Source organism: Nocardia implantans (genome assembly GCF_035544775.1).
In the GTDB taxonomy this organism is placed as follows: Bacteria; Actinomycetota; Actinomycetes; order Mycobacteriales; family Mycobacteriaceae; genus Nocardia; species Nocardia implantans.
This window is the reverse complement of the sequence record NZ_JAYKYQ010000007.1, coordinates 74,591-93,128: the sequence shown is the minus strand read 5'-3', so window position 1 is coordinate 93,128 and position 18,538 is coordinate 74,591. Positions and strand designations below refer to the sequence as shown.

Below are 18,538 nucleotides of genomic sequence, written 5' to 3'. Positions count from 1 at the left end.
TCGACCAAGATCATGATGAGGAACCACCATGTTGCTGAGGACACTTGCCGTGCCCGCGCTGGCGCTGGCCGCCCTGACCGCCGTGACGGGCACCGCCCACGCCGACCCGGGCGACGACCGGCCCATCTCCTTCACCGCGCATGCCACCGACACGTCCTCGATCATCGAAATCGACTCCGGCGCCTTGGTGGTCGAGGACGGAGCGCTGAAAGTGAAGTCCCGAGACGGCGTCACCGTCGCGGGGACGCCGCTGCGGTTCACCGTCGACGAATTCGAATTCCCGATCGTCGCCGAGATCTCCGGCCGCACCGCGACCCTGACGCCGGACCTGTCGATGGATCGCGCGGTCTACAAGCCGGTGGCGCTGCCGTTCGAGGACAAGGCGCCGTGGAAGACCGAGTACGACCGTGAACAAGCCGCCTGGTCGCGCATGACCAGCACGATCAGCATGGGCGCCACCATCGGAACCCTGGTCGGCGGCCTGGGCGGCGCGGCGGTGGGCTGCGTGCTCGGCGGCCTTGCGGGCGCGACCATCGCCGCGGGAACCATCGCGGGTTTGTTCGGCCCGTTCATCCCGGCCGCGGGCGTCGGCTGCCTTGTCGGCATCGCCGCGGTCGGCGCTCTGGGAACCGTGGCGGGCCAGATCCTGGTCACCGCTCCAGTGGCGATCGGCGCCGCGATCCAGTACTTCACCACGATCAACACCCCATTCGCGACAAAGTAGCCAGCATGGCCCCTCGATGCGGGCGGCGAATCTCGGGCCGCGCCCCTGTCCGCCACCCCGCCGCGTCCAGGACGCCGCCCCCATCGAGCGCCATTATGGATCCAGCCGGTCGTTACCCGTTGGGTGGATCGCCGTCGCCGAAGCCGGTCTTTTCGTCGAGCGCGTGCCATCGCGTCAGCGCTCGGTAGCCCGCCGCGATGAACAGCGTCAGGATGAATTGGTTCTCGCGCCATCCTGACGCTGTTCTGCTGTACTGCGCGGCGACCGGGCTATGGGCGGGTCACCTCGGTGGCGTGGAGGTTGCGCAGGACGCCGTCTCCGGCCTCGTGCTGGGAGGGGTAGAGCAGTTGCACGGCCACGGTCAGGGGTGTGCCGGGCTCGATGGTGTGGGTGTCATCCGGCGTAGTGATCACGACCGATCCGTCTGTGCCGTCCTCGATCACGCGATACCACTGACTCTGCTGGGGATTGATGCGGGTTCGTGGCGGGACGTCGAATCGGATCTCCCACCACACCACCCGCTGCTCGTGTGCGGCCAGGGTGAGGTCATAGCTGATGACCCAGCCTTTCGCGTCGTCAGGCCAGGTCTGGGGCCACTGCCCGACGATCACGGGGGAGACGGTGACGGGGGGCCGATCGACGTCGGTGGTGACCGAGCCGGAGTGCCGTTCGGCGGTGTTGGCCCGTGAGGGTGAGGTGATGAGGCTGGTGCAGGTGAGTCGGCCCTCGAATTGCGGGTCGATCGTGCCGGTCAGGTGGATGACCGCCTTGCTGCCCTTGGGCAGGTCGATCGGCAGGTGCATGCCGTCGCGAACCGAAGCGGTGCCGCAGACGGCTCCGTTCTCGGCCTGGCAGGTCAGTTCCAGATCGGTCAGCTCTGTCGGAACAGTGCCGTCCAGCACGGCGTCGGGGGCGTCGTTGGGGCCGAGGTTCTGCACGCCGATGGTGTAGGTGATCCGATGTCCCGACTGTGCTGTCTGCGGGCCGCTGATCTCCAGAGGCATTTCCGCGGGCAGGGTCACCTTCAGGTTCCTGATCCGGTGAGAGGCGGTCGCGGCGCCGGTTCCGGCCGCGAAGCCCAACTTGAAGGTCTCGGGCACGCGGGACCGACCGTTCGCGCCGCCGAGATCGAAATTGTCGATCAGTAGAGTGCCGTTCGGGTTGCTCCTGTCGGCGTGCCGAACGGTCAGCCGACCGCCGATGATGGAGACCTGGATGTGAGCGCCGCGCTCCCAATCCGCGCGGAATCCGCCCGGCACCGCAACGCCGGTGAGCCAACCGAACCCCTCCCGCAGACTGCCGGCTGCACGTACCCCGGCGGTGTTGGGCCGTTGTGCTCCGCCTCCGGAACCGGCCAACGGTGTGGCGAAGTTGCCATAGTTGTCGAAGCCGACGCCGACGAACCCGGCAGTGACCCCGGGCGCGACGATCTGCCCCGACCCTGTTTTCGTCATCGAGTAGCCGAGTGCGGCGCCGATACCGCCGGGCTGGGTGGTGTGCGCACCGTCGATCACATAGACGCTGAAGCCGTCGCCAAGCGTGGCCCCTCCCTCGCACGCGTAGTCGAAGTCGATGGTGACGCCGAGCGTGGACGAGAACGGCTGATCGAGGAACGCCGTCCCCGCCTGGGAATTGGCGTTGGGCGTCAACTCCAGGCTGCCGTCGTGCAGCCGCGCGCTGCCCAGCAGTTGCCAGTGCGGGTTGGTCACGGTTTCCTGGGTGAACGATTCCACGATCGGGAACTGTGCCTGCTGGATGGTGACCGGTGCATACGTCGTCATAGTCGAACCCTCCTTGGCCGGATGTGCCATGAGATGAGCGATTGCGCCGTGCAGATCGACTTCGCCGCAGATCCAGCGGAGCCACGGTCTACTGATGCGGCTGCTGGCCGAGCAACCCAGAGCCACACAGTCGACTGTAGGAACATTCGAACGCGACCGATTCACCCCTTTCGAGTGAACCGGGGCAACCCGGCAGCTCGCTCAGCCGGCGAACCACAGTCGCAGCCGCCGTTGACAACGAGGGCTTTTCGACGCGGACGGAAGAGACCACGCATGGTGCCTGACAACAAAGCAGCGATGTGAACGGCGGGGTTACCTCTTCCTCAGTCCGTCCAGGGCCTGCTGGGCTCGAGTCCTGGCGACGGTGTCGAGTTCGTCGAGGTTCACCGAGGGCTCGCCATGCTGGCGCAGGATGGGGATGCGTACTCGTACCGAGACGTTGCTGTCCTGCACGCCGACGAGGTAGTCCATTCCAGTTGTGTAGCTGGATTCCGATACCGCGGTGTGCCAGTAACCCTGGGCGCCGATTCCGGTCATCTCGCCGGAACTCGATCCCGGCCCGGCAGTGGTGTCTTGGCGTTTCCAGTCGTCATAGGCGGGAGCGGCTCCGGCCGCTGTGAACTCGACGCTGAGCTCGACGGCCGCTTGATTCCAGTGGACGCCGTCGCGCGCGAGGCTCTTGTAGCTGAATTGGCATGACAGACGACCGGGGGTGTAGACGCTCGGTGGAGTTTCGTGGTGGGAGGGCGGCTGGTCCGGCGTGGACGACCACTGGAGCAACGGGGCGGGGTCGACCAGATCGCACGCGTTGGCTATCCCGCTCATCGAATAGTTCCCCGGCGCCGGCTCCGGACGTGGAGTAGTTGTGGCGGTAGACGATGTCGCCGCGGCGCTGGCGGACGCCTCGACAGGGACGGACCGACTGCCGCCGGCGCCGTCGGCGATGACGATGCCGATCACCACACCGGCGCCCAGCATCGCCACCAACGCGACCACACCGGCGGCGAGCAGGCCCGGCCTACCGAAACCGCCAGAGGAGGACCCACCCTGCGGCGCACACGGCTGAGACCCCTCACCAGGTTGGCCGTACCCTGCGACCGGCCGTGTCCAGTCGCCGGTCGACGAAGGTGGTTGTCCTAAAGCGGGATCGGAGTCGCCCGGGACCGGCTGGCTGGGTGTGTGCCGCGGGTCCGTCATCTCTCGCAGCCCTTCGATTCCTCGACGTGCTCACCGTCGACCCCTCCGTTTCGCGCCGATCGTACTGCGCCGGTGCCCGAGTAGCCACCGACCATCGGCATCGGCCCGTTCGAGTCGATGGCCGCTAGTTCTGTCGCAGTCCGGCCAGCACCTTGCGAGCTTGGGATCTGGCGACCGAATCGAGTTCGTCCCTGCCGACCACCGGTGCTTCCTTTTCGCGTGAGAGGTCGATCTCCACCCGCACCGCGACACCGCCGTCCCATACGCACATCACGTATCCGGCGTCCACGATGCCGCCGAAGTTGTCGTCTTCGAACTGCCAGTAGCCTTGGGTACCGATTCCGGTGAACTCCCCTGACGTCACCACGGATCCGTCATCGGCGAGGTCGGCGGCGCTGCGTTTGCAATGGTCGTAGGTCCGGGAAGCCGAGCCATCCACGACGTCGGCCCGGACCCTGACCGTCGCGGTGTTCATGGGGAAGGTGTCGCCGGTCGAATTGCCGTAGTGCACATCGCAACTCAGGGTGCCGAAGCTGCCGGATGACGGAGTTTCCTCATGTTTCGGATCGAGGTACGGCGCCGACGCCCACTTGGTCAATGGAGTGAGATCGACAAGGTCGCACGCATTGGTGACCGCCCTCATCGAATAGGTCGGCGGTCCCGGCGGCGCAATGGCCGAGGCGCTGACGCTGTCCAGGGACCGCACGGCGAAACCGATCACCACCCCGATCACCAGGAATATCACTCCCAGCCCGACGACACCGGCAACGATCAACACCGCCTTACTGCGACCGACCTGCTGCGTCGAATACACCGGTGGCAGAGGTTGTTGCGGCGCCCGGTGCCCGCTACCGGCGTGCTGGATTCCGACGGGATGACCGGGGGGTGAAGCCGACACGGGAGAGGAGAGGTCCGAATCAGGGATCGATCGGCCATCCGTCGGCGAATTCGGTTGCCACATAACAGAATCAGTGTCGAGCGCCGGTCCCTGGTCACCGGGTTCGTGCGCAGCGCCAGTCATGCCTGTAGCCCCTCCGGCCCTGGACGGACCCCGCCACGTCGTCGAGTCGGCCCTGATCAGAGCTGTTCCATCGCAAGCCCGGCATCGTCGACCTCGCCCAAGCGCGTGTCGTCGGTGTCGATGACGGCTTGTGCGGCGGGTTCTCCGGCAGTCGTGGCTATTTCTCCGCTTCTCGCAGATCCACGTCCAGTTCAGGCCAACCGCCTATCGGAAAACCGCCTCGTTTGGCATAGAAGTCGATGGCGCTGCACCTCCGCAGCCAGTGGCGCCGCGCGAATGGCGTCGAGTTCTCGTGCGACCTCCGAGCTGCCCACTTCCGGGAGGCGGTGGATGATATTGACCGCATACGGGGACGCCATGGCGGGGATCTCGGCGACGATGCGCGTGAGGGTGGATTCGTCCGCCTGGTTGAGCAATGGGCCGAAAATGCTCTTCCATGCGCCTGCGATGTCGCGCGGCGCGCGATTGGTGACCCCTGGTCCCGCGAGCCGCCTGCCGACCGCGATGAGCACTTCGGCACTGGCCTGCACCGGCACAGGACCCGCGGGTCGGTTCTTGGGGACGAACAACCCGGCCAGACCGGCCACAGCACTGGTCTCGATATCCGCGAGGGAGGAATGCGAGATCCACCATCTCGGTGTGATTCGATTCCTCGCCATGCATCGCCAGCAGGCTTACTTGCAGACGGCGGAGAATCCGGATCTCGTGGTCGTCGCCGACGGTGCCTGCTTCCATCGCGGCCGACAGCCGGGCCCGTAGATACGCGATGAGCGGCTGGGCGGCGAACACACCGCTGTTGACGGCGTGGTAAGCCATTTCGGCCAGATCGGCGCGAACCACGGGATCCGGGCTGTCGGACAGGGTCGAGCGCACTGTGGCGGACAGCGTCGAGGTCGATGGAGGTGATCGCGGGGCACGGGGTTGTCCCGGCTAGGTCCGGCACCTGAAGTCAGAGGGGCATGTACTTGCGGCGCAGGTAGTCGACCACGCAACGGGGGTGGATCCGAGTAGTCCGGTACTCGTGCGGGTAGCGAGCCCTCGCGAGGAATATCGTCTGCTATGGCGACGTCGCACTGTCATCGAGCACGGTCATGAACTTCACTACGCCGAAGTTCGATGCCGCGGTAGCCGCTTTCAAGGCCGACTTCGGCAGCCACACTCAGATGTTCACCGACGGTCAGTTCTACGTCACGAACAAGACGGTCGCCGGCATGATCCGGCAGATCGAAGCCGAACTGCGCAGCAATCTCCGTCTGCAGTTCTTTCCGGCTACCGAATTGACCAAGGCGATCGAGTTCTTCCGTAAGAAGCTCAATGCCGACCCGATCGATGTCGGGGCAATTCTGGCGATGCTGAATTTGCTCGAGGTCGACGGGGACATGTTCCCGATCCGGCAGCTGTTCACCACGGGCAAGACCGACGCGGCTGCCGCGCGCGCGGACTTTCAGCAGCTTTGGTCGACGCCCGACATTCCGCCGGCTCCGTATTGGTCGGGCAGCGCCGACACTATCGGCAAGGTGTTCGCCGCGCACGAACTGGAGAAGGACCGCTGCTTCGAGGTGCTGCGCGCTATGGCGCGCAAGCTGCTGGCCAAGCGTGGGGCGGTGACCTTGCCGCCGACGGCGGTGATCAGTAGCGGTCGACTCGCTGACGCGGTGGTGGTGCCGGGCGTTGCGGCCACGGCGGACGAGGTCGCCACACAGCGGATCCAGCACAACTCACCGGGGGCGCTGGCCGCCGCATACGCTCGCATGCGCGCCACGCTCGACGCCGGGGGGTTCGTGCACTGCGGCGTGCTGAGCGGCGCTGCTCATGAGCGCAGCAAGTTTCCCCAGCCGGAGCACCACGTGCTCGTGTTCGCGCACGACACGATCGCCGGTAAGGACGCGTTTCTGTTCTGGGATCCGGACGCAGCGCACACGGAGATTACTTCGACCACATGGGGCCGGGGGTTCGGCGTGCTGTTCGCGACCGCGACGCGATTGTCCACGGCGGTGGACGACGCCGACCTGGCCAAGATCGACCGGCACAAAGCCGCCAAGGAATTCGGTGACCATACCAACGACACCCGCCGGCACTGCTACCAGGTGTATTACCTCCAGTCGCTGCCGTTGGCCAAGGTCGTCAAGGTGCACACCAAGGTGCTCGCACCGCCGAAACGTGCGTCGGTGGACCAGATGCTGTACAACGCCATGACGCTGTTCGCGGCCAACGGCGTGGAACTTGTCGGAGTGTCCCAGGAAGACCTGACGGACCCGGGAGATCTCGACCGGTTCCGCACGCTGTACGTCGGGACCGCCGCCGCGCCGACAGCCGAGGTGACCGACCTGCATGCGACGTTTCGCTCGCCGGAGTACGAGTCCGGCCCCGGGTTGGAGGCGAGCGAGGTCCTGATCGCGGTGGTGCGGGACATGGTGCCCGCGGCGTCCGGATGCGCGAGCCACCCCGAGGCACAGCCGGGAGTGCTGCTCTCGGCGTCGCTGGCGAGCGAGTGGACGCTCGCGCATGAGCTCGGACACGTGCTCGGGCTCGGCGACTCCGCCGACTCGGACAATCTCATGTACGCCTCGACCGCCGCGATCACAGCCGACCCGCCGCAGTTGTCCGAGGACGACGTGGCCACCGTCTCCGCCAGCCCGCTCGCGGAAGGCTGAACGACATGCCCATATCACAGGAACGCATTCGCGAACTGCTCGACGCCGACGAACCGGACTATCGCGCCGCGGCGGCCGAGGTCGGCGGCGACGGTTTCGATGCGCTGACCATACTGGTGGCCGATCCCGAGCCCGCGGTTGCCGCGCGCGCGGCCTCGCTGCTCGCGACGATCGCTGTCGACCGGACCCACAGCGCCGCGGCCGTGCCGGTACTGACCATCGCCGCGCAGCACGCCGATCCAGGCACCCGAGCCGCGGCGGCGCTCGGCGCGACATCGGCCGGTGACGCGGCGAAAGATCTCATTGCCGAGTGCCTCGGCGATGCCGACGCCGGTGTGCGGCTGATCGCGTTCCGCGGACTGACTCCTCCGTTGGACCCGACGGTCGCCGCGGCGGTACAAACAGTCGCGGCGGCCGATCCCGCGCCCGCCGTGCAAGACCTCGCGATCGGCTTGTCCGCGCGCAACCCCGACCCAGCGCTGGCCACCGAACTGCTCGCGAGCGCTCTGGAGTTCGCCTTCGCGCGTCTGGCCGAGCTACGCGGCCTGCTCGCCGACGTCCCCAGTTTCGCCGCCGGCGTTGCTGTCCCCGGGTTCGCGGATGCGGGCGGAGCGGTCGCGAGCCTGCTCGTGGCCGCGAATGCGGCACTGGACCTGGTGCCATCTCGGATCGCGGCGCTCGACCTTGCCGGAGCCGCGCTGCAGATGGGGATCGCGCTGAAGGCGATCGGCGACGCCACGGCAGCGGTCGGTGGCCTGTCACTGACCGGTCTGCTGGCCACGAGGATCGGTTGGGATGCTGTGGTTCCACGCGGCCTCGCCGCCCAGCTCGGGCTTCCGAAGGCCGTGCCACAACTGCGGGTCGCGGACGGCGCCCTCGAGTACACGCTCATCGCCCCTGGACGCAGTCTGTTCGCCGCACCGGTCGGCGTGAGGTTCGACCAAGCGAAGGTGACCGTGCGGCTCGGAACGACCGGGCAGAAACCGGACTTCGGGATCAAGTTGGCGTTGACCGGGCTCTCGGCCGGTGTCGGAGGCGGCGCCCTCGCCGCGCTGTTCGCCGGTGCGGCAGGCTCATTCCAGGCTGACGCGGTCGTCGGCGTCGAGCTGGGCCGGGGCGTGACGATCGGCGGCGGTACCCGCGTCGTATTGCCCGCCAGGGCGAAGGAGGGCCCGATCGACGTCCGCGAGATCGCCGTCGAGCTGCCTGCGGGTGTTCCGAACACTGTCGACGTCGGGGCAGGACTGACCACCGAGCTCGGCGTTGTAGTCGCGACCGTCGACGGGGCGGGCGTGCACCTGCGCATAGATCCGGCGGCCGTGCGCGACGGCGTGAACCCCGTGTCGGTCGCCGTCCGCGAGCCCACCGGGATCGGCCTGCTGCTGGACACCGGGATCGTGCGCGGCGGCGGGTATCTCGGCATCCGTCCCGGTGGATTCGGGGGCGCGCTGCAGCTGCGCATGGGACCGGTCGAGATCAAGGCGGTCGGGTTGCTCACGCTGGATCCGGAATTCGCGCTCGTGATAGTGATGTCGGTGGAGTTCCGCCCACCGATGGACCTGACGTTCGGGTTCACCCTCAACGCGGTCGGCGGCATTCTGGGCATCCAGCACAGCCTCGACAGCGATGCGCTGCGTGTGGCCATGGCCGACGGCGCGCTCGACCACATCCTGTTTCCCGCCGACCCCGTCGCGGCGGCACCCGCCATTCTCAGCACCCTGGAGCGGGTATTCCCGACGTCGCCGGGATCGATCGTCGTCGGGCCGATGCTGGAGCTGGGCTGGGGCCGGCCGGTCAGCTTCCTGACCGCCCAGGTCGGTGTGATCGTGTCGCTGCCCGATCCGCGCATCGTGCTGATCGGGCGCGTGCGCGTCGCGCTGCCGACCCCCGACGTGCCGATCGTCGACCTGCGGGCGCTCGTCTACGGCGAGATCACTGCCGACCACCTGCTGGTGTTGGTATCACTCAACGGTTCCAGGATCGCCGGGTTCGCCGTCGGCGGCGACATCGGCCTGTTGTTGCGATGGGGCGGATCACCCGAGATCGCGATCAGCGCGGGCGGATTCCACCCGCGCTACCAGCCGCCGCGAGAACTCGCCGGAATGACACGGCTGAACATGGATCTCTCGCCCCCGGCGATCCTGTCACTGCGGGCGGAGGCCTACTTCGCGGTGACAACGAACAGTGTGCAGCTGGGTTCACGGGTGGAGATGTCGGCCGACGTCGGAGTGGCCGATATCAGTGGGCATTTCGCGTTCGACGCGCTGGTGCTGTTCTCGCCCTCCTTCTCGTTCCTGATCGACGCCAACGCCGGTCTCACCGTGCACGTGTTCGGAACCACCCTCGCGGGCGTTTCGCTGACGCTGCATCTGTCGGGCCCGGCGCCCTGGCGGGCGGCGGGCAGCGCCGAGGTGGAGGTCCTGTGGACGAGTGCCGATATCGACGTGGGCCCGTTCACCTGGGGTGACAACGACAACCCGCCGCCGACCCCGGCGGAGCCCCGCAAGCTCGTGCACGCCGCGTTGCATCGCAATCCCGGAGCGTGGCAGGCATTGTCGCCACCGGACTCCGACCGCGTGGTGCGGCTGAAGACCGCGCCGCCGAGCGAGGTCGAGGTGACGGTGCACCCGATGGGGCTGTTCGACGTGCGCCAGCACGCGGTGCCGCTCGAGACGATCGTCACGCGGGTGAGTGCCAACCCCGTCCCCGAGGGGCAGCGCCGGGTACACCTGGGGGTGCCGCTGGTGAACAACACACCGGTCGGCGCGGTGAGCCAGGTGACCGACTCGTTCGCGCCGGGTTCGTATCTCGACCTCGCAGAAGATCAGAAACTGTCGCGGCCGAGCTTCGAGCAGATGCCCGCCGGTGCGCGCATCCGGCCACCCGGTGAAGGCGCGAACTTCGACGCTGCCCGCGAGACCCAATCGCGCTACGAGACGTTCGTCTGCGACGACGACGAGTTGCTCGGACTCCACCTCATCGGCACAGACACGTTGTTCGCCTCGACCGCGTCCGTGGCGTTGCACGCAGGGGCCGCGGCGCGCAGCGAACTGCGCGCGCGCAGCCGGTATTCCGCCGCCCGCGATCCGATCGTGCTCGCCGATCCAGCCGAGGTCACGGTGGTGTCCAAGGCGACTGTCGCCACGGACGGGCAGTGGCAGACCTATACCCACGCGGCGGAGCAGCACCTGGCCGCTGACACCCAACTCGCACGGCTCGGAGTTTCCTGATGGCCGACACCCTGGAATCGCTTGCGGGCGCGAGGTTTCGCGCCGACGATGTCATCGCGGCGCTGCAGCAGCCGCTCCCCCCGGAACAGATCGTGCTGGACCGTTACGTGTTCATGCCGCACGCGCGCACCGGCATCGCCGCCGCGCTGACGACGCCGTTCGACTGGAACCTGCCCAGCCGCGCAGCGGTGGAGCTGAAAGTGCCGGTCGTCGACGAGCGCGGCTCGGTGGACGCCGAGATGCGTGTGCGCGTCTACGGTCCCGCCGACGTCCTCGAGGTCGATCCGCGTCAGGTGATCCGGGCCTTCCCGAAGGACGACGCCGTCGACGCCGAGGTGGACGACCTGGTGCACGTCGAATTCGATCGGCCCGACCTGCCGTGGCTGTTCACGCCCGCGGGGCCGGACGAGCAGGGCCGGCTGGTGCCCTGGCTGACACTCGTGGTCGCACAGAAACGACTCGTCGAATTCGGCGAGCAGCGCGGATCGGTGCGGGTGGCGCGGATCCGACGCGACCAGTTGCAGCCGCTGCACGACGCGTGGGCCTGGGCGCACGCCCAGGTAACGGGCGCCAAGGCCGCTGACGCCGAGACCGAACCCACACTCGAACGCCGCCTCGGCGAGGCGAACGCCGCGCACAACCTGAGCCGGCTGGTCTGCCCGCGCCGGCTCGATGACAACACCGCTTACACCGCGTGCGTCGTGCCGACGTTCCTGGCCGGCGCACAAGCAGCGCTCGGGCTTACTCCGGTGACGACGCTCGCGCCGGCGTGGGGCACAGCGGCCGACTCCACCGCCGGCGACCCGCTCGACATGGTGACGCTGCCGGTCTACTACTCGTGGAGTTTCGCCACCGCGCAGGACGGCAATTTCGAGAGCCTGGCACGGAAGTTGCGGCCTCGGGTGGCACCGCCCGGGGTCGGGCGCCGCCGGGTCGACACCACACATCCCTGGCCCGAACTCCAACTGACGGCCGAGTCCCAGGGCGCGGAGATGGTGGTGGCCGGTCCGGTCGTGTCGCCGCAGAAACCGGAGTCCGTGCCGGAGGAAGAATGGCCGACCGAGGCGGACCAGCAGTGGCCCGGCGATGTCACCGACACGCTGGTGTCGACGCTGAACCGGCCGGAGCGACTCGCGCACGCCGAGGACCCCGGGCCGCCGCTGGTCGGACCGCCGCTCTACGGCGCGATGCACGCGCGCCAGCCTCGGATCGAGATGGCCGAACCACAGTTGTCGAGCCAGCCGCAATGGTTCCGAGAGCTGAACACCGATCCACGTAACCGGATCGTCGGCGGGCTGGGCACGCGGGTCGTCCAGGCCGAGCAGGAGGATCTGATCGCCGCAGCCTGGAACCAGATCACCGGCATCGAGGCGGCCAACCGGGCGCTGCGGCTGGCGCAGCTGGCAAAACACGTCACCGCTTCGCTGCACCGCCGTCACTTGTCCCGGTTCACCGACGCCGCTGTCCTCGCGACGACCGAACGGGTGCATGGCAAGGTGCTGGACTCGCCTGGTCGCAGCGTGTGGGCAGTCCTCGGCGCGTCCAGCCTGCCGCACGCGGTGACGGCAGGCGCCTTCCGTCGGCTGTCGCGGGTGCGCGGGCCGATCGTGAAGACGGCGGTGCGCGAGGCGGCGCTGCGCCGAGCCCGTGTCGACGCGCTGACCGTGCTGCCGGACCGATTCACCCGCAACTGGGTCGCGAAATACGTTGCGCCGGACGGTATCCGCGCGTTGAGCGCCGCGGCCAGAGCGCGGCTCACCGCCGGCCTCGCCCAGGCGGTCGACCCACAGGTCGACCGCGACACCCTGCTGGCCCGTTGGCAGGAGTCGTTCACCCAGCCGACGCCGTCGGAGCTGTTGACGCCCGAATCGCTCGATCAGATCCCACAGGACCCGGTCCCGCTGGGCCGACACATCATCGAGTCGCTCGGCGCCCGCTTGGTCCGCACCGCGCCCGATGATACGGAGATGGAACACAGCGCGGACGCCGCCGCCAACGGGCTGGCATTCGCGACGATGCTCGGCGAGATCGTCGCAGGCGCCGACATCGTCGGACTGCTCCAGTTCCCCGTCGCTCGCGCGGACGCCGAGCGGCTGCAGCTCGAGCCGCTCGGACCGGCACGCGAATCGGACCAGGTATTCGTCTCACCGGTCGCACTGCGAGACTACGCAGCTCGCGCCAGGGAGTGGGCAGTGCGGTGGGAGGCTACCGCGCTGGACGAAGAGTTCGCGCAGACCGCAACCCGGTTGACCGGCTTGATCGGCGACAGCATCGACGTCGGCGGCGGCCGGATCTCGGCGGCGCTGCGCGCGATCGCGACCAGCGTGGTCATTGATGATCGGTTCACCGCACCGGCACGGGGGCGGATCAACGCTCCGGCGCTCGAGCTCGTCCGCAAGCTGGATCCCGCCCGCACGATCCCGGCCCGGGTCTCGGCGCGACTGCACCTCGGCAGCGGCCGATTCCCGAACTGGCTGCGGCCGGACTGGTTCGATGACCTGCTGGTCGAGCCGGTGATGGCGCACCCGCGCTTCACCTACCCGATGTACGAGCCGCTGCACCGCTACGACCGCGAATGGATGGTCCCAGGGCTCGGGCTGATCGAGTCGCCGGATATGGCGACGTTGCTGCTCACCAACAACCGGTTCATCGAAGCCTATCTGATCGGCCTGAACCACGAGATGGCGCGCGAGCTGCTGTGGCGCGAGTTCCCGACAGATCAGCGCGGCACCTACTTCGACTCGTTCTGGACCGGCGCCAAGGAGCTGGTGGCAGATCTGCACGAGACGGCTTGGCATAGTGGCGGTTTGCGGTCCCATGTCGATCCGCACCTCGACGGGCAGCTGGTCTTCTTGGTACGTGGCGACCTCATCCGCCGCTACCCCGGCGTCGTCGCGCACGCCGCGCGCGAAGCCGCCAGCGACCGCGGCATCCCCGTCTTCGAGGCCGACTCTCCGATCAAGACCCTCTTCCACGTTCATCTGCCGCCCAACCTGCTGCTGGTCGGGTTCGCGATGCCACGCGAACGCATCGATACGCCAGGCGAGAAATGGTGGTTCACCTTGTCCGAGAATCCGACAGAGCCGCGCTTCGGCCTCGACCCGTCCCGTGACGGGCCGATCACCCGAGACAATCTGGTGTGGACCGACCTCGGCGTCAACCGGCCCGGCGGGTTCCTCGACGCGACCACGCACACCGACATCGCCTTCGACAACTGCCGCTGGGGTGCGTCGAGCGCGCAGACGGCGTATCTGCTCTTCCAACTGCCGGCGCGAGCCGCGTTCCTTGCCAAGAAGATGGTCGCGGGGGCGGTGCTGTGATGGCCGAACTGGGGCGAGCGCGGATTCGGCTGGCTGCCGCCACGGCCGAACGGTCGAAGCTGATCGCTTCGCTGAACGAACAGGTGGCGCAAATCTCCTCGGCACGAGGATATCTCGGCGAGATTCAGGTATCCGGCGCACCGGGCGACCGCGACGCCGCTGCCGCTCGGGTCGATGAACTGGTCGAGCAGCGCGCCGCGGCGGCTCGGGCGATCAGTGAGCTCGACGAGCGGGTGCGGCTCGAACTGGGTGGATTGCTGGGCAACACGTTGCGGCTCGACGCCGACCTGCCGTTGGCGCTGCTGCCGGTGCGGGTGGAGACCCGCTCGACCGAGGACGGCGCGCGGCTGCGCGTGCGGATCTACCACGACACGCTGCACTCGGAGTCGCTGGACGAGGGCTTGTCGGACGTTGAGCGCGAGGCGGGCATCACGTACTGGACCGCCGTGTGGCCGGATCCCGCCGCGACCTCCGCCGCATGGCAGACGCTGCTGGCCGCGACGGGGAGACGCCGTGCCACGTGGGTGGCCGAAGCGCTGCGCCCGCGCAACCTGGCGCGGCGGCCCGCCGACCCACCGGACTTCCCGGCGACGCCGCCGCGCACCGCCCGCCCACCTGCGGCGCGCACCCTGCCGGACCGGTTCTATGTCCGGATCGAGCAGGACGGGGCAGCGCCGGTCACGGTGGCGGGCAACGCGATACCGGATGAAGTGCCCACCGGCCTGACCGACCGCGACGAGCTGAGTGCGCTGCGAATCGAGGGCCGGGACCTGCCGCCGATCGATGAGTCGCTGCGCTGGCTGGTCGACTACGACGAGGCGGTCCGTATCGGGATGGCCGTGACCGTCACCCTGCCGCGGCCGGGGGTGACCGTACGCAGGCTGCTGGTATTCGGCGTCCGCGCCGCTCTGGACGGCGCGGCAAGTGCGCAACGGCTCGAACAACTCCTGCGCTCGCACCAGTTCACCGACGGCGCCGAATTCGTTGCGCAGGGTACGCCGACGAACAACACCGAGTCGGCGCGTTCGGGGTGGAGCAAATCGACCCCGCCCGCTCCGCCGGACACCGACATCTCCGCTGCCGCGCCGGGCTCGAACGCGGCGGTGTCGGCAGCCGCGCTCGGCGTCTCCCCGTCATCGACCATGTCCTTGGCCGGCGCCGATGGCCGCGAGCAGGCGCACGCGGCGGCGTTCAACACGGCTCTGTGGGCGACGACCTGGGGTGAGGCGATCGAGCACCTCACCCCGGCCGGTCGCGCCAACGGTGATCGGCGGCTCGACAGCGCCGCGCTCGATGCCGTGCGTAACCATTGGATTCACCATGTCCGCGGGCGCGGGCCGCTGCCGGTGCTGCGGCTGGGCAAACAGCCCTACGGGCTGCTCCCCGTCGTCCGAACCGACGAGGCATGGCAACCGCTACGCGGTGGCTTCGTGGAGAACCGGCTGGTCCCGTTCATCGACCAGCAGGTTCGGCGGATATGGGAGGACGGGCTTGGCGACGTCGCGACGGTGATGAACCAGCCCCTCGACGACGCGTTACCACGGATCCTGGGCACGGACGCCGTGCTGCGCGGCCTGCGGGTGCGCACGGCGCTCTCACCCGACCCGATCGTCCGCGGCGCGATGGCGTTGACGCTGCCGGATCTCGGCGATACCCGCAGCGGCCGCGAGATCACGAAGACGCTGCTGCTGCTCGCGGGCGTCGCCGACAACGCGCTCGACGACAACGATCTGCTCGGCGCCATGACCCGGTCGCTGGCCCTGCCGCTGGCGCACGACTCCGATCCGGCGTTCGTCGAGGCGCTGCTGCGCGGCGAGCCGCCCGGCGGGCCCAAGAGCGTGCTGCAGGTGCTGCTGGCGCATGCGGCAGCGGTCGAACAGCACGCCCGCGACTCGGTGCTGCCAGCCGGGCGGGCCGGTCTGCTGCACGAGATCATCGGCGAGAGCCGAACCGATTTCGACCGCGACCTCGTCGGGGCAGCCGTCGACTCGCTGTTGGAGGGCCGCGGCTGGGACGACCCGATGGTATCGGCGGCGGCAGTGCACATCGAGGAGCGCGTCGGACGGCTGGATCCGCGAACGATCGCCGATCGCAACCCGATCCCGGCGCTCGCGCCGCGCTCTACCGTGCAACGGGTCGCGGGCAGACAGGTGCGGCTGGAGCTGTTGACCGGCGCGGCGGGCCTGCAGGTGATCGGCGAGCTGCTCCTGCGGACCGGCTGGGGCGCGCGGTTCCGGTCGGCGCTCGAGACGATCGCGGGAATCGACTCGCTCGATGAGCGCCGGCTGTTGCTCGCCGAGACGCTGGACTGCTGCTCGCACCGCCTCGACGCCTGGATCTCCGCCGCGGCCGCGCGTCGGCTCGCCGACGTGCGGTCGAGCCGGCCGCGGGGTGCGTACATCGGCGCGTACGGATGGCTGGAGAACATCGAGATCCGCGTGCCGGCCGACGCGGGGACCGTCGACGGCCTGGATGTGCTGCAGGATGGGGCGGACGGCGGATACGTGCACGCGCCCAGCCTCACCCACGCCGCGACCGCCGCGGTACTGCGCAGCGGCAGGCTCACGCATCGCCGCGGCGACCCGAACACCGATGCGCTCGACATCGACCTGTCGAGCAACCGCACACGCGACGCGCTGTCGTTGCTGGAAGGGATACGCAACGGCCAGTCGCTGGGCGCGCTACTGGGCTACCGGCTGGAGCGTCGGCTGCACGAACGCTCGGGCGGTGAACTCGAACTCGACCGTTTCATCTATGTGCTACGCACACTCGCTCCGCTGCGGTCAGGCAAGCTCACCGAACCCGGCGCACCGGTACAGGAGGGCTTGGCAGCGTCGGATGTGGTGGACGGCCTGCGGCTGATGGCAATCGACCCGCAGCTCATCGCGCAGAAGCTGGAGGAAGGCCCCACCGACAACCGGTACATCGACCAGTGGGTGCCGCCGCTTCCCGACGAGTCGAAGGCGGTGCTCGCCGCAATCGCCGAACTCGAGCACACCCACGACGCGGTCGCCGACTTGCTGCTGGCCGAGTCGGTGCACCAGCTGGTCTCCGGGAACCCCACCCGGGCCGCGGCCGTGCTCGATGTGCTCGGCGCCGGAGAGGCCGTGCCGCCCGACCCCGACGTCGTCCGCACGCCCCGCACCGGGGTACCGATTCAGCACCGGATCGCGATCGTCGTGCCGGACCCGTTGCCGTCCCGGGTGCCCGGGTGGAGTCCGATGAGTCCACGAGCAGCGGCCGAACCGCGACTCGAGGCGTGGGCGCAGCGGGCACTACCGGACCCGTCGACTATCCCGATCGTGCCCGATCGTGCGTTGAACGTCGCCTATTCCGGCCTGTCCGCCCTCGACATGCTCTACGACAGCGACGGCGACAACGTCGGCGCCTCGACACTGGTCCGCCGGCTACGGGTGCGGTTCCCCGATCTCGGCGACGACTTCTCGGCACTCGCCCCCTACTGGGAGCTGGCCTCGATGCTGCGGGCTTTGTTGACCGGCGGGCGCGCGCTCGACGTGGCCGACCTCGGCCGCCCGCTCGCCGCGGCGGACGTGGGCCGAGCGCCTGACACTGCCGAACTGCTGGCCCGGGCGCGACAGGCCACCGATCAACTGAAAGCGGCTGCGACAGGGGTCGATCCGGAACCGATGCTGCTCCGATTCGGTGTGCGTGCGCCGGTCGGGGCGGGTGCGGCCGACGTCGGCGAGCAGGCCGCGACCCGGCACGCTCTGGTCGAGGAAGCCGAGCAGCGAGCGGCGGCGGCGGCCGCTCTGCTGGCGAGGGTTACCGTGGACATGCCGGCGAAGTCGGTGGTGGAACTGGCGACCGAGGCGCTGCGCGTGGTGTTCGGCGGCGAGTTCCGGGCAATTCCTCTGCTGTTCGCACCGAGGGCCGGCGAAACCGACCTGTGGTCGGGTGCGGTCGGTACCACCGCGGTGAACCCGCGGCCCGGGGCGGACCTGCGGCCGTGGCTGGAGCGCGCCGGGCGGATGCGCGCGCACACCGGCACATTCGGCGAAACGCTGCTCGTCCGTGAAGCATTCGGCATGCATCCCCGGTTACGCGCAGTCCAGTCGCCCGCCGGGGCCTATGGGTCGTGGGTCGGCCTACCGTTCCCCGAAGGCCGTCCGCCGATGGTGCCGCTGACGAACACGGTGGTCGAGGTGGCCGGGCCGCCTGGCGCCGACCTCTCCGGCGCAGTGGCGGGCGTCGTGCTGGACGAGTGGACCGAAGTGCTGCCGCGGCGGCTCGAGCGGCGAGATCCCACCGACCCGGACGCCGCACCCGAACTGGTCGACGTGACGACGACCGCGATCGCGCTCAATGCCAACGCACCCGGCTCCCGTCCGCCGCAGGCGATCCTCCTGGCGTTGTCCGCGGACGGCTCGGACTGGGACGCCGACAAGCTCGTGGCGGTGCTCGACGAGACGATGGCCTTGGCCAGGATGCGGCTGCTCACCCTGCAGCAGCTGCCCTACGCCGGGCGATACCTGCCCGCGCTGTACTTCCGTGACTGGTCGCTGCAAGGTGAGCCGGTGATCGAATGGGCGAAGGTCGCGACCGAGTTCGACACAAGAAGCGTGCTCGACTATCTCGAGGCGGAGCAGTAAT

The 18,538-nt window shown here is 68.9% G+C and carries 9 protein-coding genes; 5 read left to right on the top strand and 4 right to left on the bottom strand.

What is annotated here, in order from left to right:
• Window positions 1-28: 28 nt before the first annotated feature.
• Window positions 29-724, top strand: coding sequence for a DUF8020 domain-containing protein (locus U3653_RS17885; RefSeq protein WP_195081330.1), 696 nt, complete (start codon window positions 29-31; stop codon window positions 722-724).
• A gap of 269 nt (window positions 725-993) precedes the next feature.
• On the opposite strand, the gene U3653_RS17880 is transcribed toward U3653_RS17885, so the two are convergent.
• The 4 genes from U3653_RS17880 to U3653_RS17865 all read right to left on the bottom strand — a co-directional run bounded on the left by U3653_RS17880 (window position 994) and on the right by U3653_RS17865 (window position 5,310).
• Window positions 994-2,505 carry a lectin-like domain-containing protein gene (locus U3653_RS17880; RefSeq protein ID WP_195081331.1) on the bottom strand — a complete coding sequence of 504 codons (1,512 nt, stop codon included), beginning with the start codon at window positions 2,503-2,505 and terminating at the stop codon, window positions 994-996.
• Between the two features lie 312 nt (window positions 2,506-2,817).
• On the bottom strand, window positions 2,818-3,330 hold the full coding sequence (locus tag U3653_RS17875; protein ID WP_195081332.1) for a hypothetical protein: 513 nt from the start codon (window positions 3,328-3,330) through the stop codon (window positions 2,818-2,820).
• 496 nt (window positions 3,331-3,826) lie between these two features.
• Entirely contained in the window at window positions 3,827-4,723 is an 897-nt protein-coding gene (locus U3653_RS17870) for a hypothetical protein (RefSeq protein ID WP_195081333.1), read from the bottom strand.
• 191 nt (window positions 4,724-4,914) lie between these two features.
• Window positions 4,915-5,310: a hypothetical protein gene (locus tag U3653_RS17865; RefSeq protein WP_195081334.1), complete on the bottom strand. Its 396-nt coding sequence runs from the start codon at window positions 5,308-5,310 to the stop codon at window positions 4,915-4,917.
• A gap of 504 nt (window positions 5,311-5,814) precedes the next feature.
• Here U3653_RS17865 and U3653_RS17860 point away from each other — a divergent pair.
• The 4 genes from U3653_RS17860 to U3653_RS17845 are packed head-to-tail and all read left to right on the top strand — an operon-like array spanning window position 5,815 to window position 18,537.
• A complete protein-coding gene (locus tag U3653_RS17860) occupies window positions 5,815-7,377 on the top strand; it encodes a matrixin family metalloprotease (RefSeq protein ID WP_195081335.1) in 1,563 nt (520 codons plus the stop codon).
• A 5-nt stretch (window positions 7,378-7,382) separates the two neighbouring features.
• Window positions 7,383-10,607 (top strand): HEAT repeat domain-containing protein, encoded by a 3,225-nt coding sequence (locus U3653_RS17855; RefSeq protein ID WP_195081336.1) that lies wholly within the window; start codon window positions 7,383-7,385, stop codon window positions 10,605-10,607.
• A complete protein-coding gene (locus U3653_RS17850) occupies window positions 10,607-13,927 on the top strand; it encodes a hypothetical protein (protein WP_195081337.1) in 3,321 nt (1,106 codons plus the stop codon). The genes U3653_RS17855 and U3653_RS17850 overlap by 1 nt, the downstream gene beginning before the upstream one ends.
• Complete coding sequence (locus tag U3653_RS17845) at window positions 13,927-18,537, top strand: hypothetical protein (protein ID WP_195081338.1); 4,611 nt, start codon at window positions 13,927-13,929, stop codon at window positions 18,535-18,537. The genes U3653_RS17850 and U3653_RS17845 overlap by 1 nt, the downstream gene beginning before the upstream one ends.
• The last annotated feature ends 1 nt before the right edge of the window (window position 18,538 follow it).